Raw genomic sequence first — 26,377 nt, 5'->3', positions numbered from 1 at the left:
CTTCAGCTATTGAAGCGGCCACCCGTCTCCGCCTTCTCTTTCAGCAGAGCTGAGAGCTTGAACGCCGGTCCGAACTTGTCCCGCTGCCGCTCAAGGCCCTCGACGATCTTCTTCGCTCCTTCAAGATCGCACCAGAACATGGGCCCGCCACGATAGACGGGCCAGCCATAGCCGAACACCCACACCACGTCGATGTCGGACGCCCGCTGCGCAATCCCTTCCTCAAGAATGAGCGCGCCCTCATTCACGATTGGGTAGAGCGTCCGCTGCACGATCTCCTCGTCGGATATGTCCCGCCGCTCCACTCCGGCCTTCGACCGGAATTGCTGAATGATTTCAGCCACCCTGGGCGACGGGCTTGGGTTCCGCTTCTCATCATAATCGTAGAAGCCCGCCTTTGCCTTCTGCCCCAGACGATTTTCGGCACAAAGGGCGTCGCGAATATTGTCGATCCGCTTGGGATCGCGGTGCCACCCAATGTCGGTCCCGGCCAGATCGGCCATCTGGAAGGGACCCATCGGCATACCGAACTCGACATGCACCCGGTCGACCTGCTCCGGCGTCGCCCCTTCGATCAGCAGCTTTTCAGCCTCGATCTGCCTCGGGAGCAGCATCCGGTTGCCAATGAAGCCGTAACAGACGCGCGCAACCACGGCGGTCTTCTTGATCATCTTGGCCACCGCCATGGCCGTCACGAGCACGTCGTCAGCCGTCCTTTCCCCCCGCACAACCTCCAGCAGCTTCATGATATTGGCCGGAGAGAAGAAATGGAGGCCGAGCACGTCCTGCGGCCTACCCGTCACGCCAGCAATCTCATCGATACTGAGATAGCTGGTGTTGGAGGCAAGGATCGCGCTTGGCTTGGCAATGCCATCAAGCCGCCGGAACACGTCCTTCTTTACCTCCATATTCTCGAACACCGCCTCAATGATGAGGTCGCAGTCGGCAAGGTCCTCCAGTTCGAGCGTCGGTGTCAGCAGGCCCATTGCCGCCTCAATTTGACGGGCGGTCATGCGGCCCTTGGCGGCGCTTGCTTCAAAATTCTTCCGAACCACACCGATGCCGCGCTCCAGCGCCTCGGCCTGCTGCTCGACGATCGTCACCGGGATGCCTGCGGAAAGGAAATTCATTGAAATGCCGCCGCCCATGGTTCCTGCACCAACGACGCCGATCTTGCGGATCTCACGCGGTTTCACATCCTCCGCAATGCCCTCAATGTGCGACGCCTTTCGCTGCGCAAAGAAGATGTGCCGCTGCGCCGCCGATTGAGGGCTGAAGAATAGTTTGATGAACCCCTGGCGTTCGCGTTCCAAGCCTTCCGCGAAGGGCAGCCTGGTTGCTGCCTCAATGCAGCGGATGATCTCCTCCGGCGCTTCCAGCCCCTTGAACCGTTTGGCGTTGGCCTGCCGAAAGGCATCGAAAATGGCGGGATCAGCGCCGACAGGTTTTTCGCTGGTGCGCGGAATGGGCCGCATATTGGCGACTTCCCTGGCAAAGGCGATGGCTTCCTCCGTCAGAGTCTCCTCGCCCGAGATGCGATCCACCAGGCCGATTTCCCGCGCCTTTCGCGCCGGAACATTGTCCCCCTTCGTCGTCATCTCCAGTGCGGCCTCGACACCGATGAGCCGGGGCAGGCGCTGCGTTCCGCTCGCCCCGGGACACAGGCCCAGCTTCACCTCGGGAGCGCCGAAGGCCGCTGAGGGGACCGCGATCCGGTAATGACAGCCTATGGCGATCTCGCATCCGCCCCCCAGGGCTGTTCCGTGAACCGCCGCCACGACGGGTTTGGGGCAAGCCTCAATCGCCTCGACCACAGCCGGCAGCAGCGGCTCGATAGGCGGCTTGGTAAATTCGGTGAGATCGGCTCCAGCGAAGAAGGTCGAGCCATCGCATCGGATCACGACGGCCTTTACCGTGTCATCTCGTGACGCTTCCGCCATGGCTTCCATCAAGCCCTGCCTGACCGGTGCGCTCAAAGCGTTGACGGGGGGATTATTGGACGTGACGATCAGGATTCCGTCCTGTTTCCGGAAGGAGATGACAGACATATTATTCTCCCGCTTTGAGTTCGCCGCTGGCCACCAGCTCATCTGTAATGATTCGACCCTAAATGGTCCGGTGACCGACGCGGATTGACGTAACGGCGCGCCTCCTCCGGTGGGAACGAGGGCAGCTTGGCCCATATTTCCAGTCCTCTAGACTTACTCCATACCCAATATTCGGTAAAGCGCGAAGCAACCGGCGGCGGGGTGACTGAATCGGCAGGACCTGTTAGGTTGAGCGGATGAAAATGACAGAGGGGATGATCGCGGACGCCGAACGGACGAGCCGCTATCAAGCGAAATATGAGCGGATATTGGAAGCCGCGTCGGTGCTGATCAACGACCGCGGGGCGAAGGGCATGACGTTCGCCGATGTGGCTCAGAAAGTCGGCCTCAACACCACCAGCGTCACCTATTATTTCAAGCGCAAGGAACTGCTCGCCGCCGCCTGCTATGATCGTTCGATTGAGCGGCTGGAAAGCTTCATTGCCAAGGGGGAGGCCCACAAAACCCCGAAGGAACGCGTTCGCGCCTTTATAAGCGCCAATTTCGACGACCTGCTCGAAATCCGCAAGGGCAAAGCCACTCCTTACGCCGTTCTTTCGGAGTTACGCACGCTGGACGAGGAGACCCAGCGGGCGACGATGGAAAGGTATCGGGCCATGTTCAGGCGCCTGCGCACTCTTTTCGGGGCGCCCGCCAATGCATTGGAGCAAGCTGCCTTTACCGCCCGAACCAGCGTGCTGCTGGAAAACATGTTTTGGCTGCCAATCTGGCTGGAGCGCTATGACATTGAGGATTTTGAACGGGTAAAGATCAGAACATTCGACATATTCGAAAATGGCATTTCGGCCCCGGAACAAGCTTGGGAACCTCATCCCATATCACTCGACGCCGTGATCCCGGAGGCAGGTTCCAAAAACTCGCTCGAAAATTTTCTGCGTGCCGCCACCATATTGATCAATGATCGGGGATACGGAGGGGCATCGGTGGAGCGGATCGCCTCGGAACTCAATGTCACCAAGGGCAGCTTCTATCATCATCTGGATGCGAAAGACGATCTGGTCCTCACCTGTTTCCGGCGCAGCTTCGATATCATTGCCCGGTCCCAGCACGCAGCCGACGAAAGCGCGGGCAGCTATTGGCAACACCTCTCCTCCTCCATCTCCACCCTGCTTGAAGTACAGTTTTTCCATGCAAGTCCGCTGCTGCACGGCACCGCGCGGCAATCGCTTCCGCCTGCGCTGCGGACGCTGATTTTCGAGGAATCCACGCGGCTCGCCCGCCGTTATGCCGGAATGATGATGGATGGCATCGCGGAAGGAACGGTCCGTCCCGTAGACTCGCTGATCGCCGCACAAATGGTGATGTCGATGCTGAACTCGGCCTATGATGGGCGAACCTGGGCAAAACGGCTTCCGCCTGAAAAGGCAAAGGAAATCTACGCTTCCACCATAGCATTCGGCATGTTTGGAAATGGAATGGCGGGTTGAATTGCCAACGACACATTTCGAATATAGGGTATGCACACTGCAACCGTAGAGCGATAGGACAGGATCATGCGTGACGCCGTCATAGTTTCTACCGCCCGCACGCCCATTGGCCGCGCCTATAGGGGCGCATTCAACGCCACGCCCTCGCCCACCCTCGCGGCCCATGCGATCCGTGCAGCCGTGGAGCGGGCGGGCGTCGATCCGGCTGAAATCGACGATGTTGTTATCGGCGCGGCGCTTCAGCAAGGCGTTCAGACAACGATCGGGCGCACCGCCGCGCTTCGGGCGGGGCTTCCCGCGACAGTCGCTGCCATGTCGGTCGACCGGCAATGCGCTTCGGGACTGATGGCGATCGCCATTGCCGCCAAGCAGGTGATGGTGGATCGAATGGCCGTTTGCGTCGCAGGCGGCGTTGAATCCATTTCGCTGGTCCAGACCAAGGAGCTCCGCATCGCTCCCGATCCAGAGCTGCTTGCCATGGTTCCAACGGTGCACATGCCCATGCTGCAGACCGCCGAGGTTGTCGCCAACCGCTATGGCATCAGCCGCGAACGCCAGGACGCTTATGCCCTCCAGTCCCAACAGCGGACGGCGGCGGCCCAGGAAAGCGGCAAGTTCGACGACGAAATCATTCCCGTTTCCACGAAAATGACGGTTGCCAACAAGGAGACCGGCGAAGTCACCGCGCAGGATATCACCATCGCCAAGGATGAAGGAAATCGGCCCGGCACCACTTTGGAGGGGCTTGCATCGCTTCAGCCGGTCATTGGCGAAAAGGGCTTCATCACGGCCGGCAATGCAAGCCAGCTAAGCGACGGCGCCTCTGCCTGCGTGGTGATGGAGGCGGAACTTGCCGCCAGGCGCGGCCTCGCCCCACTCGGACGCTATCTGGGCATGGCGGTGGCGGGGACCGAACCCGACGAAATGGGGATCGGACCGGTTTTCGCCGTCCCCAAGCTCCTGAACCGCTTCGGCCTCACCATGGATGATATCGGGCTCTGGGAGCTCAATGAAGCGTTCGCCGTGCAGGTGCTCTACTGTCAGAACAAGCTCGGCATTCCCAATGACATTCTCAACGTCGATGGCGGAGCCATCTCCCTCGGCCATCCCTATGGCATGTCCGGGGCCCGCCTCGTCGGCCATGCACTGATCGAGGGAAAGCGGCGCGGCGTTCGCTATGCCGTCGTTACCATGTGCGTGGGCGGCGGCATGGGCGCTGCAGGGCTGTTCGAAATACTCTGAGCAACGAGATCAAAACACGTTCCCTTGACCGTTCACCCCGAGAAGTCGAAGGGCGTTGAAATGGCGCGAACGTGTCTGGACTTCGCTCGACACGGACGGATGGGGATCACCAAGAGCTACAAGCCACTCTGGTCACTTCGGTGTTCCGCCCTGATGGAGGTGAGCCGGCTATGGTGCCCTGCGCCCTGCCAGTGCGCCCATGATGAGCAGCAGTACGAACACGGCGATCGCGACGAAAAACAGGATCTTGGCGATCTCCACAAATGCGCCGCCGATCCCGCCGAAACCCAGTACGGCCAGGACCACGCCTGCGATCAGAAAAATGAGGGCCCAACGCAGCATATCTTCTCTCCTTATGCCCTCTTGTGAAACGGCCAAGGAAAGCCGCAGTTCCGCTGCTGCCGGGCTGGAGGCGCATCATAGCAGCGCTCCCATAGAGCCTATGGAATATGCCGAGTTCTGCGCCCGCATGGTGCAGCGCTATCGTCTCCTTCCGGCAACTGGGCGTGCGCCTGTTCTCAGGCGGCCGAACGTCCCCGCCGGTTTCCCATCGAAGTAGCAACATTGGGCGCCGCAGTGGGGGCGGCCGCTGGCGTCGACGGCGGCTGCATCCTGCTATGCTCTTTGTCCCGCAGCGCTTTTGCATAATTATCCGCGAACTTCAGATAAACGCGTCTCAAGAAAGGATCGCAATGCGTCTCAGCAAGCGAGCGGCATTCCTGTTCACGCCTCGCGAAATAACGCTCATGATCGTGGCTGGCCATTTCATCCCACTCCTCGCCGGCATCAATGCCAGCGAACCTTCATGGTCGCCGCCCGCTCCCGAAGCATTGTTCTGGATCAACAACTACAGAATATTGGACGCATGAGCCTCAACTTTGCTCCATGATTGTTCCAGTTCGTACATTGATTGGGCCCTTATCTGTACGCTTTCGGACATAAGAGCCGGCCATTCTTCAATTCGCCGTACATTCGCAGACGGGATGGAGCCAACTCCCTTCTCGCGCATTTGAGGTGCAGGTTGTTCTGCCGGCCAGCGGGGCGTGAGCCCAACAGGGAAGGACCAGAATGTTCATTCAAAGCTTAGCAGCTCAAGCTGGACCGCCCGCATCGGATGTACGGGCCGGACGGAAGAGCCTCCATTATGTACGAGCCCATCAAAGTCTGGCACGCGAGGGCGAACTGCAGCATCATGTCCACCTTATCAGCGAAGGCTGGGCATGCCGATATAAGCTGCTCCCCGATGGCCGCCGCCAGATCACTGCGCTGTTCCTGCCGGGGGATTATTGCGAGTTGGGGTGGACCTGCGATGCAGCGGCTTCACAGCATGTGGTAGCCCTCACCAATGTACGGACCGTGCGCCTGCCCTGCCGCGACCTTCGGCAAAAGGCGGTAAACGATCCCGAAGTCCACGACTTCCTGCTGCATGACGTGCGGGTCAGCGCCGACATGCAGACCGAATGGATCGTGAACCTTGGCCGCAAGAGCGCCCTTGAAAAGCTGAGCCATCTCTTTTGCGAACTTTACTACCGGCTGAAAGCGGCGAAGCTCACCTGTGGAGACCAGTGCGCAATGCCGCTCACGCAGCTTGACCTTGCCGACATCACCGGCCTTACCCCGGTGCATGTAAACCGCACGCTCCAGGAAATGCGGACCCTTGGCCTGATTGAACTGCGTTCGCGCTGGCTCCGCATACCGGACATCAATAGGCTGAGGCAGGTCGCCCTGTTTGACGGACGCTATCTGCACGCGGAAACCCAGCCCGCCGATCGCGTCCCCCGCACGCTTCCCGCGGAAAGGAAGCTTTTGGCGAGCTGAACCAGTCCGGCGGCAAAGAGCGTTGAGCCGGGTCGGCCGGGATCAGCCTCCGCTCAATTTCCTGGCCCTTGAACGCCATGCTTCCGCCAGCAACGGCATATCGGCCACAGCCTTGATCGCAGCCATATCCGCCTTCGCTCCGCCACCGATCAGCAAGCCAAACAGCCGCGCCACCGTCCATTCGGGGGAAGGGCGCTCCAGAAGCAGCATTTCATCGCCCGCTTCGGCTTCACCTTCTTCCAGCACCCGGAAATAGACTCCGCATTTGCCGGTGCGGACAACGGTGGCCATGACATCCTTGCGTCCGAAGCGATGATCCAGTTTCCAGCAGGGCTGACGGCCATGACTGACTTCCAGCAGGGCGCTTCCCAACCGGAACCGGTCGCCCAGGCATATCCCCTCTTCGTCCAGGCCCGATGCGGCAATATTCTCGCCAAAGGCGCCGGGTGCCTCCAGCAGTGCATGACCACCGGTGAACTCCCGCCAAAAGTGATAATGATCCTGAAAATAAAGATGAACCGCCTTGTCGGGGCCGCCATGGTTTACCTGGTCGGCCTGCTCATCGCCCTTCAAACCCAGGAAGCCGATTTCTACGCGGCCTTTCACCGCCTGCTTGGCGATGGCGCTTGTCTCGACACCGCGGAACGGGCTGGCCCTGCCTGCTAGCAGCGCATCGACATGCATGCTCAGTTCCGTCATGGTCATTCGCCCTTGCCAGAGCCGCTTTGCAAAGCCAACGCCTTTCTTGTCCTCGGCTCGTTTCGCTTCTAATGGGGGCTGGATGGACATCACCAGTCTCCGCATCGCTCTGTTCAGCGGCAATTATAATTATGTGCGCGATGGCGCGAACCAGGCATTAAACCGGCTGGTCGGCTATTTGCTGCGCCAGGGTGTCCAGGTCAGAATCTATGCACCAGTGGTCGCGGAACCGGCTTTTGCGCCGACGGGCGATCTGGTGGGGGCTCCCTCGCTCGCCATTCCAGGGCGCGGCGAATACCGCATTCCGCTGCGGATGTCCGGTAAGGTCCGGCGGGACATCGAAAGTTTCAACCCCAATCTCATCCATGTTTCCAGCCCCGATCCGCTTGGCCACGCCGCCGTCGCCTTTGCCCGCAAGCGCGGATTGCCAGCGGTGGCCTCGGTCCACACCCGCTTTGAAACCTATCCCCGCTATTATGGCCTTGCCTTCATGGAGCCGTTGATCGAAGCGCTGCTACGGCGCTTCTACCGGCGCTGCGACGCCATTTTCGCGCCCTCCGAAAGCATGGCGCAGCTGCTCCGCGAGCAGCGCATGAGCTATAATGTCGGCATCTGGTCCAGGGGGATCGATCAGGACATCTTCAATCCCAATCGCCGGGACCTGGAATGGCGGCGCGAGCATGGGATAGCGGATGACGAACCGGTGATCGGCTTCATTGGACGGCTAGTGATGGAAAAGGGGCTGGACGTCTTTTCCGATACGATCGACCGCCTATTGGCCAGGCGGGTCAAGCACCGGGTGCTAGTGGTCGGCGACGGCCCTGCTCGCGAATGGTTCCAGAACCGCCTTCCCTCCGCGCGCTTTGTCGGGTTCCAGACCGGAACCGCGCTCGGCCGGGCCGTGGCCTCGATGGACATGCTGTTCAATCCATCGGTCACTGAAACCTTCGGCAATGTGACGCTGGAGGCCATGGCCTGCAACCTGCCGGTGATCGCTGCAAAGGCGACCGGAAGCGAAAGCCTGGTATGCGACGGCGTTACGGGCCGTCTCATCCGCCCGGGCGCCATAACTCAGTTCGCAGACGCTCTTGCGCATTATTGCGAAGACCTCGACGCCCGCCGTGCCGCCGGAAAGGCGGGCCGGTTAAGGGCCGACCATCATGGCTGGGACCAGGTGAACCAGACGCTCGCCGAAACCTATTTACGGGTGGTGCTGCACCGCAATTCCGGCTTCGGGCCGCCCAGGCACAGCCCAGTGCCCTAGCGGTACTCCTCATCTCCGTTCGGGCTGAGCTTGTCGAAGCTTTTCCTTTATTCCCCTGAAGGCCCTTCGAGGACCTGAGGGCGAACGAAAGCTTATACCCAAGCCGTGCTTGCTCCTGCCACTATCGCATTCAAAGGAAGTCACCATATAAGGCGTGATGACCAATGACCCGAGGCCAAATCGTGACTGACCTGTTTGGCAGCGAAGACGAAGCCAGGCTGCCCGAACCGGCGAAGGACGCTCCGCTGGCTGACCGGCTGCGGCCGAGATCGCTCGCCGAAGTCGTAGGCCAGGAACATCTGACTGGCCCGGAAGGCGCCATCGGCCGCATGGTCGCGGCGGGGCGTTTGAGCTCCATCATCTTCTGGGGGCCGCCAGGAACTGGCAAGACGACCATTTCCCGCCTGCTGGCCGATGCAGTGGGCCTTCGCTTCGAAGCCATTTCCGCGGTCTTCTCTGGTGTTGCCGATCTCAAGAAAGTCTTCGCCTCCGCCCGCGAACATGCTCGCATGGGCAAGAAGACGCTCCTTTTCGTGGACGAGATCCACCGCTTCAACCGCGCGCAGCAGGATGGTTTCCTGCCCTATGTCGAGGACGGCACCGTCACGCTCGTCGGCGCGACGACAGAAAATCCAAGCTTTGAACTCAATGCGGCGCTCCTCTCCCGCGCGCAGGTGCTGATCCTCCACCGCCTCGACAGCGTTGCACTGGAGCAACTCCTCTCCCGTGCCGAGGTCCTGATGGAACGGCCGCTGCCGCTAACCGCCGAGGCTCGCGAAGCGCTGATCGCCAGTGCCGACGGCGACGGCCGCTTCCTCCTCAATCAGGCGGAAACCCTCTATTCGGTTGATATCGACAAATCGCTGGACCCGGCCGGCCTCTCCGCTCTGCTCCATCGCCGGGTTGCCGTTTACGACAAGGACAGGGAAGGCCATTACAACCTCATCTCCGCCCTGCACAAATCGCTGCGTGGCTCCGACCCGCAGGCAGCGCTCTATTATCTGGCGCGCATGCTGGTCGCGGGCGAAGAACCGCTCTATGTACTCCGCCGGATCGTCCGCTTCGCGAGCGAGGATATCGGCCTTGCCGATCCGCAGGCACTCATCCAGTGCCTGGCCGCCAAGGACGCCTATGATTTCCTCGGCAGCCCGGAGGGCGAACTCGCCATCGTGCAAGCGTGCCTCTACTGCGCCACAGCGCCCAAGTCCAACGCAGCCTATGTGGCGCAAAAGGCGGCCTGGAAGTCCGCTCGCGATACCGGCTCCCTCATGCCGCCGCAGAACATCCTCAATGCGCCCACCAAGCTCATGAAGGACATCGGCTATGGCAAGGGCTATGCCTATGATCATGACATGGCAGAGGGTTTTTCCGGCGACAATTATTGGCCCGAAGAGATGGAGCCACAGACCTTCTACCAACCGGCCGACCGAGGTTTTGAAAAACGCATAGCGGAACGCATCGCCTGGTGGAATGAACTCCGGTCAGAACGCAATGCGGGCCGATGATTTTTAGTGATATTCCATCCGCCGTCGTGGCGGCTTTTAGCGAAGAAAAGCGGGCTTCCTGCCTTCGCAGGGACGACAGTTGAGTTAGCCAGTGGCCAACCCCCGCTTCACCCATTTTGCCGCTATCGACTGGTCCGGCGCCAAGGGCACCCGCCACAAGGGCATTGCGGTCGCTTTGTGCAGCGAGGGCAACAAAGCCCCTGAAATCGTCACCCCGCCCTCCCGTCATTGGTCCAGAGCCGATGTCGCCGACTGGGTCCTGGCGCAGGCGCAGACCTCCCCCACTCTTTTCGGCTTCGACTTCAGCTTTGCCCCACCGCTCGTCGAGCGCCGCTCCTACCTGCCCGGCGATAATGTCCCCGTCACTGCCCGAGCCTTTTGGGCCTATGTCGACCATGTCTGCGCCGACGCCGACCTTGGAGCCGCGAGTTTCCTTGAACAGCATCACCGCCGCCATTTCTATTTCGGCAAGGCCGACGGGACGAAGGCCAGCTATATGCACTTCCGCCGCTGCGAGGCGCATTACAATCTGGGCGGCGGCGGCAAGCCCTCCACCGTATATGACGCCATCGGCGCGGCGCAGGTCGCCAAGGCAAGCTTCGCGGGCATGCGCCTTCTCCATCATCTTGGCCAGCATCTGCCCATCTGGCCGTTCGATTCCCTGCCTGAGCGCGGCTCAGCCATCGTCGAGATCTACACCAGCATCGCGGCCCGGTCCGCTGGCCGCCCAAAGGGCCGCACAAAGATCAGGGACGCCGCTATATTGGACGAAGCGCTCGCCCGCGTGGAAAGCGCCCCGCACCGGCCTCTTGCCGCCTATGAGGATCATGCCACGGACGCCATCCTGACCGCGGCCTGGATGCGCCGCCATGCTGGTGACGCGGCTCATTGGTCTCCGCCCTCCCTGACCGATGAAATTGCCCGCACGGAGGGCTGGACCTTTGGGGTATTGTGACTGTAAAGGGCAAGGCAGCGCCGCTTTAGCTCAGTTGGTAGAGCAACCGCCTTGTAAGCGGTAGGTCGTCAGTTCGAGTCTGACAAGCGGCACCATTTTTCCGGCATTTCAGGTACCCTCTCCCTTGGGGACAGGATTTGAAGGCTTGGCGGCTTGCAGCCTAGCCGGAGTTGGTGAGGGGTTGTGCCCTACCGGCAGTTTCGGAACCCCTCACCCAACTGCGACCAAAGACCGACTACGTCGGCCTAAGTCTGCGTATCCCTCTCCTTCTGGGAGAGGTGTAGGGCATCTGCAAAATATGATGCCGTCCCAGAAACAAACAACGCCACGCCGCGCCCGAGGACGGGCACGACGGCGAAGCGCCAAGGGATCAGGATTGTTGGTAAACCCGGTTCAGCCAGCCGCGGCGTGCAACCTCACCATATTGTCCATACGGGTACGTTCGATGGAAATAGCGCCGATTTCGGCCGCCTTGCGCCGGTATTCCGCTGCCATTGCCAGGTGCATCTTCCGGGCCGGGAGGTCATCGGTTCCCGCCGCGAGTTGCTCGTGCATTTCCGCGCGTTCCAGATAGATGGCCGGGTCATCTGTATTGAGCATGAAGGCAACTCCTGCTGCTTTGCGGTTTCGAAGCACCATCATGCGAAATCCGGAGAGACGCGTCCCGTCTTGCCTGCCTTCCCGGCGGCCCTCTATCTTTCCGTCATTTCAATGATTGGCTTTCAGGCAGGACTTAGCGGCGCCTTTTTCCGGACGCTGGCCTTCTGATAGCCTATGCTGCTCCGATCCTCAAAAAGTACAACCTGATTTCCTTAGCGCAATTTCGCTCAAAAGGAAATAGCGGGGCGTAACGTTCGTCCGGGTCAGCTCTCCGCCGGTCGCGGACTGGCGCGATATTCTTTCAGCAGCTTTCCGCCCTCCGAACTTTTCTCTTTCATGACAACGTCATACCCCCACAGGCTTGCCAGATGCTGCAGCACCTGTTCTGCATCCGAGGCAGCAAGCTGAATGCCGTTGGTCACCTTATGCTCCAGCATCAGATGCCGGTCGCCCGCCATATCGACATCGACAATCTGTATGTCCGGCTCGATCCAGCCGATATCATATTGACGCGCAAGCGTGCGGCGGATCTCCCGATAGCCGCGTTCATTATGGATCGCGTCCACGGTCAGCGCGGGTTCTTTCTCATTATCCTGCAGCTTGAACAGCTTCCAGCTACGGATCAGATGCGGGCTAAGGAACTGGCCGACAAAGCTTTCATCCCGGTAATTGGCCCAGATGTGCTTCATCACCTCGTCGGGATTTCCTGAGCCCGCGATATCCGGGAACCAGATGCGATCTTCCGCCGTGGGTTCAGTGCATATGCGGCTGATGTCCATCATCATGCCGAACCCCAGCGCATAGGGATTGAAGCCGCCATAATGACCGGAATCGAACATCGGCTGATGCGTCACATTGGTATGCGACTGCAGGAATTCCATGAAGGCGCCGTCATTGATCAGCCCCTTTTCATGCAGGCGCGTCATGATGCGATAGTGCACATAGGTCGCGCACCCCTCATTCATGACCTTGGTTTGCATCTGGGGATAGAAATATTGTGCGATCAGCCGGATGATGCGCAATACCTCCCGCTGCCAGGGTTTCAGCAGCGGCGCTGATTTCTCAAGGAAATAGAGGATATTTTCCTGCGGGAGATTCAGCGCCGCGCGCCGGTCGTCCGACGGCTCACGCTCCTGGGTTTCCGCCCGCGGCAAGGTCCGCCACAGATCATTGTAGATCCGCTCCTGATGGGCATGCCGCTCGGCCTCCCGCGCGGCCTCTGCCTTCAGATCGCGAACCTTTGCTCGGGGATAGCGATGGACCCCCTGGTGCATCAGCGCATGGGCCGCATCCAGCAGCCGCTCAACCGCCTGCTGCCCATGCCGCTCCTCGCAGCTCATGATGTAGGATTTGGCAAATTCCAGATAATCCAGAATGCCTTCCGCATCCGTCCATTGCTTGAACAGATAATTGTTCTTGAAGAAATGGTTATGGCCAAAGGCCGCATGCGCGATGACCAGCGTCTGCATCATCGCGGTGTTTTCTTCCATGATATAGCTGATGCAGGGATCGGAATTGATCACCAGCTCATAAGCCAGGCCCCGCATCCCCTTGCGGTACATCATCTCGTTCGCCAGGAACTGCTTGCCGAACGACCAATGCTTGTAGAATAGCGGCATGCCGGTCGACGAATAGGCGTCCAGCATCTGCTCTGCCGTTATGACCTCTATCTGGTTGGGATAGACGTCCAGCTTCATCTCATTGATGGCTATGTCTTCAACCGCGTCATAGATCCGGCGGATAAGATCAAAGCTCCAGTCGCCACCTTCGAACAAGGGGGTGCCCACCCGGTCGATCATGCCGAACTCACCCCCACACCGCGTTTCTGGAACAACTCTCTGAACACTGGATAGATTTCGCGGCGGTGATGCACCTTGCGCATGACGAAGCGGCCAGGCGCCGCAGCCACCCGCTCATAGGCTTGCCAAAGTTCGCTGCCGCTGGAGATAGTCCCGCCGACCATGGGGTCCTCCTCCCGCCCGACCTCCAGATAGGCGACATATTGCGAGATGGGGATGATCTCATCCTCCATCAGGCTCACGGTCCTGGGATTGTCGCTCGACATATTGTCGCCGTCCGAAGCCTGGGCGACATAGATGTTCCAGTCCTCGGGATTGTAGCGGTCCTTCACCACCTCCAGCATCTTGTCGAGCGCACTGGACACGAGCGTTCCTCCGGTTTCGCGGCTGTAGAAGAAGGTTTGCTCGTCCACTTCCTCGGCCCGGTCGGTGTGGCGGATGAACACCACCTCCACATGGCGATAGCAGCGCGTCAGGAACAAGTGCAGCAGAGCATAGAAGCGCTTCGCCAGGTCCTTCATATGCTCGCTCATGGAACCCGACACGTCCATGAGGCAGAACATCACCGCCTGTGCAACGGGCTTGGGATGATGTTCATAGCGGCGATAGCGCAGGTCGATGGGATCGATATAGGAAATGAGTTTGCGCCGCCGCTCCAGCACGTCCCGTTCTTCCTTGAGGCGCAGCAGGATGTCGGGATCCCCCTCCCCTGACGCCTCCAGCCGGGCGATCTCGTCCTCAAGCGCCTTCAGTTCCTCCGATTTGGGGCGCTTCAGGGCAATGCGCCGCGACATGGCGTTGCGCATAGTCCGCCCGATCGACAGTGTTGCCGGCGAACCCGTGGTCTGGAAGCCAGCCCTGCGAAGTTCGAAAGAAGTGCCGCCTACCAACCGCCGCTTGGCAAGGTCCGGCAATTCCAGATCGTCCAGGAACAGGTCCAGAAACTCCTCGCGCGTCAGGACGAAGCGGAACTCGTCCTCGCCCTCGCCGGTGCCCGCCTCGCTACCGCCGGAACCTTGGCCGCTGCCGCCTGGAGGACGGGGAATTTTGTCGCCTTCGACATATTCCTTGTTGCCGGGGAAGATATGGTCGCGATTGCCACCGCTGCCCGTGCGATGAAGGGTCGGTTCGTGAACGCCCTTGCGGACAATGGACACCTCGCCTTCCTGATTGATGTCCTTGATGCTGCGATCTTTCAGGCTGTCCCGGACTGCCCGCTGGACCAATGATCGCGCCCTCCGCAAGAAGCGCTGCCGGTTGACCAGGCTCTTGCCGCCAGGGTTGAGGCGTCGATCGATTACATACATATCAGTGCGCTAGGGCCTCCTGTTGCAGTGATCGTGCTGATGCATGGTCTCATATCTCGTCATCGCCGCAAAGGCGGGGAGCCACCTCCTCCACCTCCTGCCCCTCCGCCTGATTCCAAGGTCGAGAGAAGGCTTCCCGCCTTCGCGGGAATGACGGCACTTAAACAAAGCAACAAACAAGAAGCTCCACTCCCCATCACCCCGCCTGCTTCACCCGCATATACCATTCGACCAGCCGCCGGACCTGCCGCTCCGTATAGCCGCGGTCGATCATGCGTTCGACAAACTCATGATGCTTCTTTTCCGTTTCGGTGTCCTTCTTGGAACCGAAGCTAATGACCGGCAACAGGTCCTCGACCTGGCTGAACATCCGCCGCTCGATGACGTCGCGGATCTTCTCATAGGACGTCCAGGATGGATTGCGGCCATTGTTGCTCGCTCGCATACGAAGCGCGAACTTGACCACTTCGTTCCGAAAGTCCTTCGGATTGGCGATCCCGGCCGGCTTCTCGATCTTGGTCAATTCCTGGTTGATAAGCTCGCGATCGAATAACTGCCCGGTGTCCGGGTCCTTGAAATCCAGATCCTCGATCCACGCATCGGCATAGGCAACATAGCGGTCGAACAGGTTCTGCCCATAGTCATGATAGGATTCGAGATAGGCCTTCTGGATTTCATTGCCGATGAACTCGGCATAGCGGGGGGCAAGCTCGCCCTTTATGAACTCCAGATATTTGGTCTCGGTATCGGCCGGCAGTTGCTCCTGCCGGACCATCCGCTCGAGAACATACATGAGGTGCACCGGATCGGCCGTCACCTCGGCCGGATCATGATTGAAGGTCGCCGACAGGGCCTTGAAGGCGAAGCGGGTGGAAATCCCGTCCATGCCCTCATCGACCCCTGCCGCATCCTTATATTCCTGCATGCTCTTTGCCCGGGGATCGACCTCGCGCAGGCTTTCCCCGTCATAGACGCGCATCTTGGAATAAAGATTGCTGTTCTCATGCTCGCGCAGGCGCGAAAGCACGCAGAAGCGCGCCAGCATGTCGAGCGTGCCGGGCGCGCAAGGCGCTGCCGACAATTCCGACCCGCGCAGCAGCTTTTCATAGATCTGCCGCTCCTCGGTCGCACGCAGGCAATAGGGCACCTTGATCACATAAATGCGGTCGATGAAGGCTTCATTGTTCTTGTTGTTCTTGAAATTCTGCCACTCTGACTCGTTGGAGTGCGCCATGATGATGCCGGTGAAGGGGATGGCCCCAATATTCTCGGAACCGATATAATTCCCCTCCTGCGTCGCCGTCAGCAGCGGGTGAAGCATCTTGATCGGCGCTTTGAACATCTCGACAAATTCGAGAATGCCCTGATTGGCGCGATTGAGGCCGCCCGAATAGCTGTAAGCGTCAGGATCATTCTGTGACAGCATTTCGAGCTTGCGGATGTCGACCTTGCCGACGAGCGAAGAGATATCCTGATTATTCTCATCCCCTGGCTCGGTCTTGGCGATGGCCACCTGATGCAGCCGCGACGGCATGATCTTCTCGACCTTGAAGCGGGAGATATCGCCGTTGAACTCATCCAGGCGCTTGCGGCACCACGGACTAATGAGGCTGGACAAGCGGCGGCGGGGTATGCCGTACTGGTCCTCCATCATCGCGCCATGGGTTTCGGGGTCAAAGAGCGCCAGGGGGCTTTCGAAAACCGGACTTAAATCATCGCCCGCCTTCAGCACATAGATGGGGTGGACTTCCATCAGCGACTTCAATCGCTCAGCCAGCGAAGACTTGCCGCCACCGACAGGGCCCAGCAGGTAAAGGATCTGCTTGCGCTCTTCCAGCCCCTGCGAGGCATGACGGAAGAAGCTCACGATTCGCTCGATCGTCTCTTCCATGCCATGGAATTCGGCAAAACTTGGATAGCGCCGAATCGTCCGGTTCATGAAGATCCGGCCCAGCCTCTGATCCTTTGAGGTGTCGATGATCTCAGGCTCTCCGATCGCCGCCAGCAACCGCTCGGGCGCGCTGGCATACATCATCGGATCCCCGCGGCATCCGCGGAGATACTCCTCAAGAGTCATCTCCGCCTGACGGCGTGCTTCATAGTTCCGGGTGAATTCCGAAAAGAGATCATTTATCGCCATGTCATCTCCACGATCTGCAACGGCGCTGTAATCAATATAGGATAGACAAGCGTGGCAGACCAGTACGTGTTTTGCGCAAAATGATCGTTCTGCCCCATTCCGGGTTCAGTCTGGGTTCATTCTTCGGCAAACATCCGAATACGCCGCATTGCCGTTCGCTGCCGTCGCCCCTGCCAGGCAGGGAGCCCGCTATTCTTCTTCGACAATGTGAGGAACATGGGAGGATCCCCTCAAGCCTGAGGCCAATTCTCCAGCGCCGGGATCAGTTCATCATAATGGTGGATCACAAGGTCCGCCCCCAGATCTTCCACCGGCTGCATCAGAAAGCCGAAGCTGACGGCAATGCTCGGAATGCCTGCATTCTTGGCCGCCATCGTGTCGTTGATACTGTCCCCCAGGAAGATCGCCCGCCCTCCCCCGCACCGGCGGATCATTTCCTCGATGGGTGCCGCGTGCGGCTTTGACCTGCCCGGCCCCATCGTATCGCTGCCAATGATCGTATCGAACCGATCGGCAAGACCCATTTGTTCAATGAGCGCCTTTGCGAAGCGTTCATATTTGTTCGTGCAGATGGCGAGCGTCACGCCGCGCGCATGCAATTCGTCCATCGCTTCAATGAGGCCCGGATAAGCCTCGCTATGATGCGCCAGATTCTCCTCGTAGAACTTCAACAGCACCGGGAGATATCGCTTCATCATTTCATCCGAGCAGCCGCCCGTTTTTTCCAGCCCCCGCTGCAGCATCGTCCTGGCCCCGTTACCCACCAGCAACTTGACTTCCTCTACCGTGAAAGCTGGCCTGCCGATGATTTGCAGCGTGTGATTGACCGCCGCGGCAAGGTCTCCGCTAGTGTCCAGCAAGGTACCGTCCAGGTCAAAGCCCACAATATCGAAAGGAATCTTCTTCATGGCCAGCGTCCTTGCCCTTTGCGCTGTGGCATAAGCAAGCCAAACATGGCAGAGGGGCCAGGCAGCTTTCAGAAAAGCCAAGGGAACGACAAGAACAGCCGATGCGTCCTCTAGCCACCATCATCCTTGCCGCCGGGCAAGGGACCCGTATGAAATCCGCGACCCACAAGGTCCTTCATCCGATTGCGGGCCGTCCCATGCTGCTCCACCTGCTCGCCAGCGTGGAGACGCTTCAGCCCCAGCAGAAGATCGTCGTGGTGGGCGCCGGCCGCGACCAGGTGGAGGCAGCGGTCGCCGGGCATGACGTCACCCTCATCGTTCAGGACCAGCAGCTCGGCACCGGCCATGCCGTGCAGCAGGCGGAGGCGAGCTTCAACGGCTTTGCCGGTGACGTCCTGATCCTGTACGGCGACGTCCCCCTGGTGCGCCCCGAAACGATGCGGATGATGCTGGAACGGCTGCACGGAGCCGATGCGCCAGTCGCAGTGGTGCTCGGCTTCCGCCTGGAGGATCCCGGCGCCTATGGCCGCATCATCGCTGACGACAGGGGTGTCATCGAAAAAATGGTGGAGTTCAAGGACGCCAGCGAAGCCGAACGCGCTATCACCTTGTGCAACAGCGGCCTGATGGCGGTGCGAGAGGAGGATCTCTTCACCCTGCTCGCCAGAGTCGAGAACGATAATGCCGCCGGGGAATATTATCTGCCCGACATCGTCATGCTCGCCTCACATGAAGGCCGCCACAGCGCCGTCGTGGAGACGGAGAATTGGGAAGTGGCTGGCGTGAACAGCCGCATCGAACTCGCCGCCGTCGAAGCTGAGTGGCAGAGCCGCCGCCGTATCGAGGCCATGCGTGACGGCGCGACGCTCACCGCTCCGGCAACCGTCTTCTTCAGCTTCGACACTATCATCGGTCGGGACGTGCTGATCGAACCCAATGTGGTTTTCGGTCCGGGGGTGACCATTGAAGACAAAGTTACCATCCACGCATTCTCCCATCTTGAAGGCGCCAAGGTGCTGTCGGGAGCAGAAATCGGCCCCTATGCCCGCCTCCGTCCGGGGGCCGAGGTTGGCCAGGGCGCAAAGGTCGGAAATTTCGTAGAAATGAAGAAAGCGGTTCTTGGTCCCGGAGCCAAGGCCAATCATCTCTCTTATATCGGCGATGCAGAGGTCGGCCCCGGCGCGAATATCGGTGCTGGAACGATCACCTGCAATTATGATGGCTTTTTCAAATATAGGACGAAGATCGGCGCAGGAGCCTTTATCGGCTCGAACAGCGCCCTGGTCGCTCCAGTGAATGTCGGCGATGGCGCGATCGTGGCCGCCGGTTCAGTGGTCACGCACGATGTCGAGAACAACGCACTCGCACTGGCACGGAGCAAACAGGAGGCAAAGCCCGGCTGGGCGGCCAAGTTCCGCGAAGCCATGGGCGCGAAGAAAAGGGCGAAGAATTGAGCATCTGTCGGCCTTAACAATCCGTCGTTCCTGCGAAGGCGGGGACTCCGCTTTCGCAGGAACGACCAATGACCTATCCACAAGGACAAGCAAAAAATGTGCGGCATCATCGGTATATTGGGTAAGGACAATGTAGCGGACCGGCTGGTCGACGGCCTCCGCCGCCTTGAATATCGCGGCTATGATTCCGCTGGCATCTGCACTGTCCATGACGGCCTGCTCGACCGCCGCCGCGCCGAAGGGAAGCTCAACAATCTCGCGGCCCGGCTGGTCCAGGAACCGCTGCCCGGAAGCAGCGGCATCGCCCATACCCGCTGGGCGACGCATGGGGCGCCCACAGAGGATAATGCCCATCCTCATGTCGTCGGCGACGTCTCCCTGGTCCACAATGGCATCATCGAGAATTTCAAGCCTCTACGCGACGAACTCCTTGCAGAAGGCCGGACCTTCGCCAGCCAGACCGACACGGAGGTCGTCGGTCATCTCCTCGCCCGCGAAATCGAGCGCGGCGCCGATCCTCGTCAGGCCGTCGCGACCGTCCTGCCCCGGCTGCACGGCGCCTTCGCGCTGGCCATCATGTTCCGCCAGCATCCTGACCTGCTGATCGGCGCACGCCTTGGTGCGCCCCTGGTGGTGGGCTATGGCGACGGCGAAAATTACCTGGGTTCGGACGCGCTGGCGCTCGCCCCGCTCACGCAAAAGATTGCCTATCTGGAGGAAGGCGATTGGGCAGTGCTGAGCCGCAGGGCTGTGGAAATCTTCGACCGCGACAACCAGCCTGTGGAGCGCCCAGTCACCAGCTCCGGCGTCTCAGGCGCGATGATCGACAAGGGTAATCACCGGCACTTCATGCAGAAGGAGATTTTCGAACAGCCCGTGGTCGTCGCCCAGACCCTGCAAAGCTATCTCCGTCCCCTGGAAAACCGCGTCGCCCTGCCCGACATGGACTTTGATCTTGGCGGTATCAAGCGGGTCACCATCGTTGCCTGTGGCACCAGCTATTATGCGGGGCTTGTCGCCAAATATTGGTTCGAGAAATTCGCGCGCATTCCTGTCGATATCGATGTTGCGAGCGAGTTCCGCTACCGGGATCCTGTGCTCGAGCCTGGCGGCCTTGCGCTGTTCATCTCCCAGTCGGGCGAGACCGCCGACACGCTCGCCGCGCTCCGCCACGCCCGCAAGGAAAAGCAGATCATTGCCGTGGTGGTGAACGTCCCCACCAGTTCCATGGCGCGGGAGGCGGACCTGCTTCTTCCCACCCATGCCGGACCGGAAATCGGCGTCGCATCGACCAAGGCATTCACCTGCCAGCTCGCGGTGCTTGCCGCTCTGGCGGCCAACCTCGCCCGCGCCAACGGCCGCATGTCGGCGGAGGAAGAGGCAGAGATCGTCAAGCACCTGACCGAGGCTCCAGCAGCTATGAACCAGGCGCTGGGCCATGATGCCGACATCGAGGCGATGGCCCATCTCATCGCGCCTGCCCGTGACGTGCTCTATCTTGGCCGTGGACCTGACTATCCCATGGCTCTTGAAGGCGCTTTGAAGCTGAAGGAGATCAGCTACATCCATGCCGAAGGCTATGCCGCAGGCGAGATGAAGCACGGCCCCATCGCCCTCATCGACGATGCCGTGCCGGTGATCGTGATCGCTCCTTCAGGTCCGCTTTTTGAAAAGACGGCTTCCAACATGCACGAGGTTCAGGCCAGGGGCGGTAAAGTGGTTCTCATATCGGATGCCAAAGGCCAGGCGCTGGCGGGCGAAGGCTGCATGGCCACGATCGAAATGCCAGCGGTCCACCCGCTCATTGCGCCGCTGGTCTATGCCGTCCCCGTCCAGCTCCTCGCCTATCATGTCGCCGTAGCGAAGGGCACTGACGTCGACCAACCGCGTAACCTCGCCAAATCAGTGACCGTGGAGTGACCCTACCCCTGCGCGGCTTGGCAGGGCCTTTTCAAGAGTAGCCGCCAGGGTTTCCAGGCGGTAAGGCTTGCAGATCAAGGGATAATCCTCGGCCCCCGTTGACGCGATCCGGTCGCTATAGCCGGTAGTCAGTACAACGGGCAGGCGCGGATGGCGCTGTTTCAACTTGCTCGCCAGTTCCAGACCGGTCATTCCGGGCATCACCACATCGGTGAAGACCAGATCGAACCGGCCATCGCGCTCGGTGCGCTCCATGGCTTCATTTCCATCCCGGGCACGCACAACCGTGTAGCCGAGTTCCCCCAACAGCGTTTCGGCGAAATTGCCGACCTCCTCATTGTCCTCCACCAGCAGGATGCGGCCAGTGCTTAGCCCCGCGTCTGCAGCGGCGCCAGGATCAGCCTCCGCCAACGGAGTGCGGCTGCTCGCTGGAAACAGCAGGGTAACCGCAGTGCCTTTGCCGGGTTCGCTGTCGATGCTCACAGCGCCCCCGGATTGAGCGGTAAAGCCGTAAACTTGGCTAAGGCCCAGCCCGGTACCCTTGCCTACAGTCTTAGTGGTGAAGAAGGGCTCGAAAACGCGCTCCCGCAATTCCGGATCAATGCCCCGGCCACTGTCCTTGACGATGACGGCAACGGCCCTGCCTTCTACATCCGGAGCAGCTTCGTCCACATTGGCGGTACTTATGGTGATGGTTCCGCCGTCGGGCATCGCGTCACGGGCATTGACGATGATGTTGAGCAAAGCCACCTCAAGTTGGCCTGGATCGACCTCGACCGGCTTCAGGTCGTCCGCGAGACGAGGTTCAAGCGCTATCCCCGCGCCAAGCGTCGTTTCCAGCATGTTCATCATCGTGCGGATGCGCTGGTTGAGATCGACCGCTTCGGGCCGCAGCGGCTGGCGGCGGGCAAATGCCAGCAACTGGCCGGTAAGAAGGGCCGCCCGTGCGGAGGCATCGGCAATCGCGTTGGCGAAACGCATGCGCTTTTCCTCTTGGATCTCGGGCCGGCGCAATATGTCGGCCGACCCCTGAATCACCGTCAACAGGTTGTTGAAGTCATGCGCGATGCCGCCGGTCAATTGGCCAAGCGCCTGCATCTTCTGCGCCTGCCGAAGTTGCTCTTCGGTGCGGCTTCGCTCCTCGATCTCGAATTCCAATTGACTATTCGTTTCTGCGAGGGACAGAGCCTGCTCCTCCAGCACCCGGTTGGCGCGGCGCAGCGCGAACTGCCCATAGCCGAGAACTCCCAGCACCAGTGAAGTCATCAGCACCAGAAGCGCCACTATGGCATAGCGGGTGAGCCGGCGCGAGAGAGGATCTATCGCCGTCGAGAGGTAGATCGTCCCGATCTGCTGTCCGCCCCGCGCCACGGGGATGATGACCCCGACCTGTGCCTCGGGCGTCGCAATTTCCGATACTCTGCCGGGCAATGCCGTTTGGCCGCGATGGTAACCGGCGAACAACCGGCCCTGGGCATCATAAATGCCAGCCATTTGCACCTGTTGATTAACACCCAGGGCTTGGGCCGATTCCTGCGCCGCCATCCTGTCGTTGAAATCCAGGGCGGCAGTTACGCTCGCTGCCAGAATATCTGCCTGCACATGCGCAGAGCGTTCCTGCTCCTCGCGATAGGCTTGTTCATTCTGATAGATGATCCACAATCCGGCCAGCAGCAACAGCAGCACGGCGAGAGGAATGGCAATGGAAAAATCCCTACCCCGCGCCGTGAACGCCGCTTGCTTCATGCGCGCCCCCTCTGCTTCACACTAAGCGCCAAGCTGAGGAGCCGGGCGCTTATGTCCAGCCGATTTTCCCCGGCCAGTGCATCGTCGATGTGAAAGCGGACCCGGCCGTCCTTCAGGACGAAATGCACAATGCCCCTGTCCGCGCCAATGCGGTCGTCGGTGACGGTCAGAACCGGCCGTCCCTGCAATGCGGCCAGCATGGCGGCGGGGCTTTCCTTAGGCGACCCGCCAATGAAGGCGATGTGGCAACCCGCTGCTTCCGACGTGCCAACCAATTTTCGCACCTGCACCGGATGCTGGTCGATCCGTTCGCGCGCCGCCGCCTCGTCAAGGCTTGCTCCGAAGCTGCTGCGGCCGATGACGCAAATTTTTATGGGATCGTCCGCCGCCGCGAACGTGCCGGGCGGCCAGCTCACATAGGCCGCGAATTTGGGCAGGAACGCCGCTTTGACATCTGTATCAAGGGGGCCCTGCCGTGCCTCTGCCGCCGGATGGGCTGCAGCCACAGCCAGTGCCATCGCGATGCAGCTTTGAAGAAGGGACGAGACCATCAGAAACTGAACCTTGCGCCCGCGGAAACGGTGCGCGCCACCATTTGCCCCCTGTCCGTGTCGCCACTCTGATCTCGCAGCTTGTGAAACAGGTTGGAACCTACCACAAAAAGCTCAAGACCGTCATCGAGATTAAGGGCGATCCTGGCATCCGCGTCCACATAGCCCGCCAATTGCGGCTCAGGCAGGCTATCCACGCCCCGGAGCAGAAAGTCGAACTCCATGCGCTCGCCAAGGTTCATCTGTGACCGGAAGCTTGCATGGAAATCAGGATCGTTGCCGAGCGATATGCCGTTCTCCAGATCGGCATGCCCAGGCTTTAGGTGAAAATCCTTGTGCAGCGTGGCGATGCCCACGCTAACACGCCACCAAGGCAGGATTTGCTGGCCACCCCATGCTTCGATTCCATAAGTCTGGCCCTTAAGGCCATTGTCCAGCCTCAGCGGCAACAGAGTGACAGGGTGAAGCTCCGTCGTTCTAAGGCGGTCATAGAGATTGTAGAAGAGCGAAATGGAAAGGCTGCCTCCCGGCCATGGCTGGCCTCGATAGCCCATTTCGAACGTCGTCAGTCCCTCCGATTCAAAGCTCCCATTTTCCAAAAAAATAGGATGAATAAGGTCGCGGTCGATTCTGGAAGGGGTTCGCAGCCCCCTTGAAACAGCAGCCCAGAACAGCGCTTTTTCTGCCGGCTTCCAGGCGATGCGGACATTGGGCAGCACCTCAAACCCGGTAAAGGAGGTTCGTTCCAGCTTGATGCCCGCGATCAATGTGAGCCCTTGGCCCAACGCCCAACTGTCCTGCGCGAACAGATTGCCGACCCACAGCCGCTTGCTGGACGGATCGAGGACGAAGGCGTTCAGCCTGTTGATAAAGAGATCATGGGTCGTCCGAAGGCCCGCGCCCCAAACAATCTGATGATATCCAAGGGCGATATTATGCTGGGCCGAAAGATCGATCGTGTCGAGATGATCTTCAACGCCAAAGGCCCGGCGATCGGTCTTGTCATAATAGGCTTGCACCTGAAAAGTGGAATTCTCTCCGGTCCTCCGGGTCCACCGGGCGAGAATATTATGGCCCGTATCACGGCCTTTTCCGATCAGATCGTTGTCAAGGTCATTATAGAAATAATCGCCCTGCAGCGTGAAGTCGCTCGCCTCCCCACTCCAGTCCGCGCGGAAGCCCACCCGGATGCCCTTGCCCCCGTCGGGCACATCCGGCGCAGAACCGCCGGGAAGTCCGTCGCGCTCGAAACCATTGGCATAGACGCGGAACGCCCCGCTTCCACCAAGCGCGGCTCCATAACGCACGCCCACCGTCCGTTCACGCGCTCCTGCAGTCCCCCGGATGAGACCGCCTTGTGTGTCCATGGCGCTTTTGCTGGTGATGTTGATGACGCCATTGACAGCATTAGGTCCCCAGAGTGTTCCACCCGGCCCGCTGATGACCTCCACCCGCTCGATGTCTTCCAGCAGCGGCTCGCGCAGGTCCCAGAAAATACCCGCATGCAGGGGAGAATAGATCGTCCGCCCGTCTATCAGGCCGAGCAGCTTGTTGGATGTCTCAAAGCCGCTGAAGCCCCTGGCGCTGATCGAATATTGGCGCGCATCGATGCGCTGGACCAGCAGATTCGGAGCTAGCCGCAGGACTTCCGGCAGTGATGTGGCGGCAGAACGGCGAATGTCTTCATCGCTGATGACGTAGACCGCGGCCGGCGCGTCGCTCAGCGGCTGAGCGAATTTCGAAACCGAGGTAACCTCGACCTGCGCGAGTTCCTCGATAGACATGTGCTGAAGATCAAAAGGCTCCTCAGCAACTGCCGGGGTAACCAGCACATTGCTGAAAATCAGCGCCCCTATATTTGCAGCCAGGAACAATCCCTGCGGCTTTTTTATCATTCTGGCATCAGCCCCTGCACCAATGCCCCACATATTCATAATGGGCTATTGCAAGAGGATGCGTCAAGGGGACAAATATTCGGTCCGAACCTGAACATTTGAGAGCGTTTTAGCCAAAGGCATGGCCCGATCACCAGTAAATCTTGCTGGTGAATCTATCCTTGGCCGTTCTAAGTGCCGCTCCCGGCGCGAAATGGAGATCGAGACAACCCGGATGAACCTGACCGAGGCACCCTAGCGGCCGTTATTGGCCACAATGTCCACCGCCGTGCCGCCCCCAGGATGCTTGGCGAAGGTGATGAAATAGGCTCCATCGTCCTTGGCCCGCACCCCGCCAAGCACATGCTGGCCGTCAAGGAGCTGGTGCTCGGCGTCGAAACCCGCGCGGAGCGCCTTGGTGTAATAGAAATCGATCACATTCTGCATGGGCTGGCTTGCAATGAAACTGACGGCGCGCAAACTGCAGTTGCGGTCCTCGGCGCCCGCGGCTTCCATCAGCCTGGCCTTGGGATATAGCGGGAGGGCGGCAGGAAGCCTGTTCGCCCATCCCGTGCCATATTGAAGATTGGCCGCGCAACCGCTCGCCCCTGTGGAGCGCTGGCCCTGCTGCCGCGCGAGAGCGCCCAATGTCACCGGCGCCTGGGCCTCACAGCCAGGACAGGACGGGGCTTCGACGGCCTTGGGTGCCCGGAACAGTTTTCCGCCCACAGGTGCTTCATATTGAGTGGCCACAATCTCGGGAGGGAGCGCGCCGCTGACCGGCCGGTCGGCGGGACGGACGGCATCGCCATTGGCGCGGCTCGCGAGTTCAGGATCAACGATGATCTGATCCTCCAAGGCGCCCCTAAGGGCCGGATCGGAAACATTGGTGAGACTTTCATCAAGCGATGCGAGATTGCGCTCAGCATCCTCATCTCGACCGCATGCGGCAAGCGCCAAGGGTAGCGCGATAGTCAGAAGGAAGAATTTGTTGGCCATCATGCCGGCATGCTCCTTACATGGATCGCAGGCATGCCGCATCTAGGTTAAATTTCGGTTA

Annotated in this window: 21 protein-coding genes and 1 tRNA gene; 10 read left to right on the top strand and 12 right to left on the bottom strand. The window is 60.1% G+C overall.

Annotation, left to right across the window (positions count from 1 at the left end; translation table 11 throughout):
* Nucleotides 1-2: 2 nt before the first annotated feature.
* Nucleotides 3-2,048, bottom strand: coding sequence for a 3-hydroxyacyl-CoA dehydrogenase NAD-binding domain-containing protein (locus VJS46_RS13200; protein ID WP_324060526.1), 2,046 nt, complete (start codon nt 2,046-2,048; stop codon nt 3-5).
* A 236-nt stretch (nt 2,049-2,284) separates the two neighbouring features.
* Between VJS46_RS13200 and VJS46_RS13195 the strand changes: the two genes are divergently transcribed.
* Together VJS46_RS13195 and VJS46_RS13190 are read left to right on the top strand one after the other, a co-directional pair.
* A complete protein-coding gene (locus tag VJS46_RS13195) occupies nt 2,285-3,535 on the top strand; it encodes a TetR/AcrR family transcriptional regulator (RefSeq protein WP_324060525.1) in 1,251 nt (416 codons plus the stop codon).
* Nucleotides 3,536-3,601: 66 nt separating this feature from the next.
* Nucleotides 3,602-4,777, top strand: coding sequence for an acetyl-CoA C-acyltransferase (locus VJS46_RS13190; RefSeq protein WP_324060524.1), 1,176 nt, complete (start codon nt 3,602-3,604; stop codon nt 4,775-4,777).
* 168 nt (nt 4,778-4,945) lie between these two features.
* Here the strand turns inward: VJS46_RS13190 and VJS46_RS13185 are convergent, their stop codons facing one another.
* The gene (locus VJS46_RS13185; RefSeq protein ID WP_184475685.1) at nt 4,946-5,119 is read right to left on the bottom strand and encodes a DUF1328 domain-containing protein; all 174 of its coding nucleotides are present in this window, start codon (nt 5,117-5,119) and stop codon (nt 4,946-4,948) included.
* 350 nt (nt 5,120-5,469) lie between these two features.
* Here VJS46_RS13185 and VJS46_RS13180 point away from each other — a divergent pair, with 350 nt between their 5' ends.
* On the top strand, nt 5,470-5,646 hold the full coding sequence (locus tag VJS46_RS13180; RefSeq protein WP_324060523.1) for a hypothetical protein: 177 nt from the start codon (nt 5,470-5,472) through the stop codon (nt 5,644-5,646).
* Between the two features lie 199 nt (nt 5,647-5,845).
* Nucleotides 5,846-6,595 (top strand): Crp/Fnr family transcriptional regulator, encoded by a 750-nt coding sequence (locus VJS46_RS13175; RefSeq protein ID WP_324060522.1) that lies wholly within the window; start codon nt 5,846-5,848, stop codon nt 6,593-6,595.
* 42 nt (nt 6,596-6,637) lie between these two features.
* On the opposite strand, the gene VJS46_RS13170 is transcribed toward VJS46_RS13175, so the two are convergent.
* A complete protein-coding gene (locus VJS46_RS13170; protein ID WP_324060586.1) occupies nt 6,638-7,294 on the bottom strand; it encodes an MOSC domain-containing protein in 657 nt (218 codons plus the stop codon).
* Nucleotides 7,295-7,376: 82 nt separating this feature from the next.
* Here VJS46_RS13170 and VJS46_RS13165 point away from each other — a divergent pair, with 82 nt between their 5' ends.
* From VJS46_RS13165 to VJS46_RS13150, 4 genes are all read left to right on the top strand, one after another.
* Nucleotides 7,377-8,558: a glycosyltransferase family 1 protein gene (locus VJS46_RS13165; RefSeq protein ID WP_324060521.1), complete on the top strand. Its 1,182-nt coding sequence runs from the start codon at nt 7,377-7,379 to the stop codon at nt 8,556-8,558.
* Nucleotides 8,559-8,740: 182 nt separating this feature from the next.
* Nucleotides 8,741-10,063, top strand: a complete 1,323-nt coding sequence (locus VJS46_RS13160; RefSeq protein WP_414708023.1) for a replication-associated recombination protein A — start codon at nt 8,741-8,743, stop codon at nt 10,061-10,063.
* 91 nt (nt 10,064-10,154) lie between these two features.
* Nucleotides 10,155-11,018 (top strand): hypothetical protein, encoded by an 864-nt coding sequence (locus VJS46_RS13155; protein ID WP_324060519.1) that lies wholly within the window; start codon nt 10,155-10,157, stop codon nt 11,016-11,018.
* Nucleotides 11,019-11,037: 19 nt separating this feature from the next.
* Nucleotides 11,038-11,113, top strand: a tRNA-Thr gene (locus tag VJS46_RS13150).
* A 298-nt stretch (nt 11,114-11,411) separates the two neighbouring features.
* Here VJS46_RS13150 and VJS46_RS13145 read toward each other — a convergent pair.
* From VJS46_RS13145 to VJS46_RS13125, 5 genes are all read right to left on the bottom strand, one after another.
* A complete protein-coding gene (locus VJS46_RS13145; protein WP_324060518.1) occupies nt 11,412-11,618 on the bottom strand; it encodes a hypothetical protein in 207 nt (68 codons plus the stop codon).
* Nucleotides 11,619-11,881: 263 nt separating this feature from the next.
* A complete protein-coding gene (locus VJS46_RS13140; protein ID WP_324060517.1) occupies nt 11,882-13,417 on the bottom strand; it encodes a SpoVR family protein in 1,536 nt (511 codons plus the stop codon).
* Entirely contained in the window at nt 13,414-14,724 is a 1,311-nt protein-coding gene (locus tag VJS46_RS13135) for a YeaH/YhbH family protein (protein ID WP_324060516.1), read from the bottom strand. The genes VJS46_RS13140 and VJS46_RS13135 overlap by 4 nt, the downstream gene beginning before the upstream one ends.
* 196 nt (nt 14,725-14,920) lie before the next feature.
* Entirely contained in the window at nt 14,921-16,864 is a 1,944-nt protein-coding gene (locus VJS46_RS13130) for a PrkA family serine protein kinase (RefSeq protein WP_324060515.1), read from the bottom strand.
* A gap of 230 nt (nt 16,865-17,094) precedes the next feature.
* Nucleotides 17,095-17,772, bottom strand: a complete 678-nt coding sequence (locus tag VJS46_RS13125; RefSeq protein WP_324060514.1) for an HAD family hydrolase — start codon at nt 17,770-17,772, stop codon at nt 17,095-17,097.
* Between the two features lie 101 nt (nt 17,773-17,873).
* Here VJS46_RS13125 and glmU point away from each other — a divergent pair, with 101 nt between their 5' ends.
* Both glmU and glmS read left to right on the top strand, forming a co-directional pair.
* Nucleotides 17,874-19,226, top strand: a complete 1,353-nt coding sequence (gene glmU / locus VJS46_RS13120; protein ID WP_324060513.1) for a bifunctional UDP-N-acetylglucosamine diphosphorylase/glucosamine-1-phosphate N-acetyltransferase GlmU — start codon at nt 17,874-17,876, stop codon at nt 19,224-19,226.
* 96 nt (nt 19,227-19,322) lie between these two features.
* Nucleotides 19,323-21,146, top strand: a complete 1,824-nt coding sequence (gene glmS / locus VJS46_RS13115) for a glutamine--fructose-6-phosphate transaminase (isomerizing) (RefSeq protein ID WP_324060512.1) — start codon at nt 19,323-19,325, stop codon at nt 21,144-21,146.
* On the opposite strand, the gene VJS46_RS13110 is transcribed toward glmS, so the two are convergent.
* The 4 genes from VJS46_RS13110 to VJS46_RS13095 all read right to left on the bottom strand — a co-directional run bounded on the left by VJS46_RS13110 (nt 21,129) and on the right by VJS46_RS13095 (nt 26,319).
* Complete coding sequence (locus VJS46_RS13110; protein ID WP_324060511.1) at nt 21,129-22,892, bottom strand: ATP-binding protein; 1,764 nt, start codon at nt 22,890-22,892, stop codon at nt 21,129-21,131. The genes glmS and VJS46_RS13110 overlap by 18 nt on opposite strands.
* Nucleotides 22,889-23,443, bottom strand: coding sequence for a YfiR family protein (locus VJS46_RS13105; protein WP_324060510.1), 555 nt, complete (start codon nt 23,441-23,443; stop codon nt 22,889-22,891). Before VJS46_RS13105 ends, VJS46_RS13110 begins: the two co-directional genes overlap by 4 nt.
* On the bottom strand, nt 23,443-25,338 hold the full coding sequence (locus VJS46_RS13100; protein WP_324060509.1) for a TonB-dependent receptor plug domain-containing protein: 1,896 nt from the start codon (nt 25,336-25,338) through the stop codon (nt 23,443-23,445). Before VJS46_RS13100 ends, VJS46_RS13105 begins: the two co-directional genes overlap by 1 nt.
* Nucleotides 25,339-25,572: 234 nt before the next feature.
* Complete coding sequence (locus tag VJS46_RS13095) at nt 25,573-26,319, bottom strand: hypothetical protein (protein ID WP_324060508.1); 747 nt, start codon at nt 26,317-26,319, stop codon at nt 25,573-25,575.
* Nucleotides 26,320-26,377 lie beyond the last annotated feature (58 nt).

This window comes from Rhizorhapis sp. (genome assembly GCF_035276005.1).
Classification (GTDB): domain Bacteria; phylum Pseudomonadota; class Alphaproteobacteria; order Sphingomonadales; family Sphingomonadaceae; genus Rhizorhapis.
Note: the sequence above shows the minus strand (reverse complement) of the source record. Positions and strands in the feature narration are given on the sequence as shown.

Excerpts from the sequence above, each read along its gene's own strand:
- VJS46_RS13200 (WP_324060526.1), bottom strand. The coding sequence starts at position 2,048 with ATGTCTGTCATCTCCTTCCGGAAACAGGACGGAATCCTGATCGTCACG.
- VJS46_RS13195 (WP_324060525.1), top strand. The coding sequence starts at position 2,285 with ATGAAAATGACAGAGGGGATGATCGCGGACGCCGAACGGACGAGCCGC.
- VJS46_RS13190 (WP_324060524.1), top strand. The coding sequence starts at position 3,602 with ATGCGTGACGCCGTCATAGTTTCTACCGCCCGCACGCCCATTGGCCGC.
- VJS46_RS13185 (WP_184475685.1), bottom strand. The coding sequence starts at position 5,119 with ATGCTGCGTTGGGCCCTCATTTTTCTGATCGCAGGCGTGGTCCTGGCC.
- VJS46_RS13180 (WP_324060523.1), top strand. The coding sequence starts at position 5,470 with ATGCGTCTCAGCAAGCGAGCGGCATTCCTGTTCACGCCTCGCGAAATA.
- VJS46_RS13175 (WP_324060522.1), top strand. The coding sequence starts at position 5,846 with ATGTTCATTCAAAGCTTAGCAGCTCAAGCTGGACCGCCCGCATCGGAT.
- VJS46_RS13170 (WP_324060586.1), bottom strand. The coding sequence starts at position 7,294 with ATGACGGAACTGAGCATGCATGTCGATGCGCTGCTAGCAGGCAGGGCC.
- VJS46_RS13165 (WP_324060521.1), top strand. The coding sequence starts at position 7,377 with ATGGACATCACCAGTCTCCGCATCGCTCTGTTCAGCGGCAATTATAAT.
- VJS46_RS13145 (WP_324060518.1), bottom strand. The coding sequence starts at position 11,618 with ATGCTCAATACAGATGACCCGGCCATCTATCTGGAACGCGCGGAAATG.
- VJS46_RS13140 (WP_324060517.1), bottom strand. The coding sequence starts at position 13,417 with ATGATCGACCGGGTGGGCACCCCCTTGTTCGAAGGTGGCGACTGGAGC.
- VJS46_RS13135 (WP_324060516.1), bottom strand. The coding sequence starts at position 14,724 with ATGTATGTAATCGATCGACGCCTCAACCCTGGCGGCAAGAGCCTGGTC.
- VJS46_RS13130 (WP_324060515.1), bottom strand. The coding sequence starts at position 16,864 with ATGGCGATAAATGATCTCTTTTCGGAATTCACCCGGAACTATGAAGCA.
- VJS46_RS13125 (WP_324060514.1), bottom strand. The coding sequence starts at position 17,772 with ATGAAGAAGATTCCTTTCGATATTGTGGGCTTTGACCTGGACGGTACC.
- glmU (WP_324060513.1), top strand. The coding sequence starts at position 17,874 with ATGCGTCCTCTAGCCACCATCATCCTTGCCGCCGGGCAAGGGACCCGT.
- glmS (WP_324060512.1), top strand. The coding sequence starts at position 19,323 with ATGTGCGGCATCATCGGTATATTGGGTAAGGACAATGTAGCGGACCGG.
- VJS46_RS13110 (WP_324060511.1), bottom strand. The coding sequence starts at position 22,892 with ATGAAGCAAGCGGCGTTCACGGCGCGGGGTAGGGATTTTTCCATTGCC.
- VJS46_RS13105 (WP_324060510.1), bottom strand. The coding sequence starts at position 23,443 with ATGGTCTCGTCCCTTCTTCAAAGCTGCATCGCGATGGCACTGGCTGTG.
- VJS46_RS13100 (WP_324060509.1), bottom strand. The coding sequence starts at position 25,338 with ATGATAAAAAAGCCGCAGGGATTGTTCCTGGCTGCAAATATAGGGGCG.
- VJS46_RS13095 (WP_324060508.1), bottom strand. The coding sequence starts at position 26,319 with ATGATGGCCAACAAATTCTTCCTTCTGACTATCGCGCTACCCTTGGCG.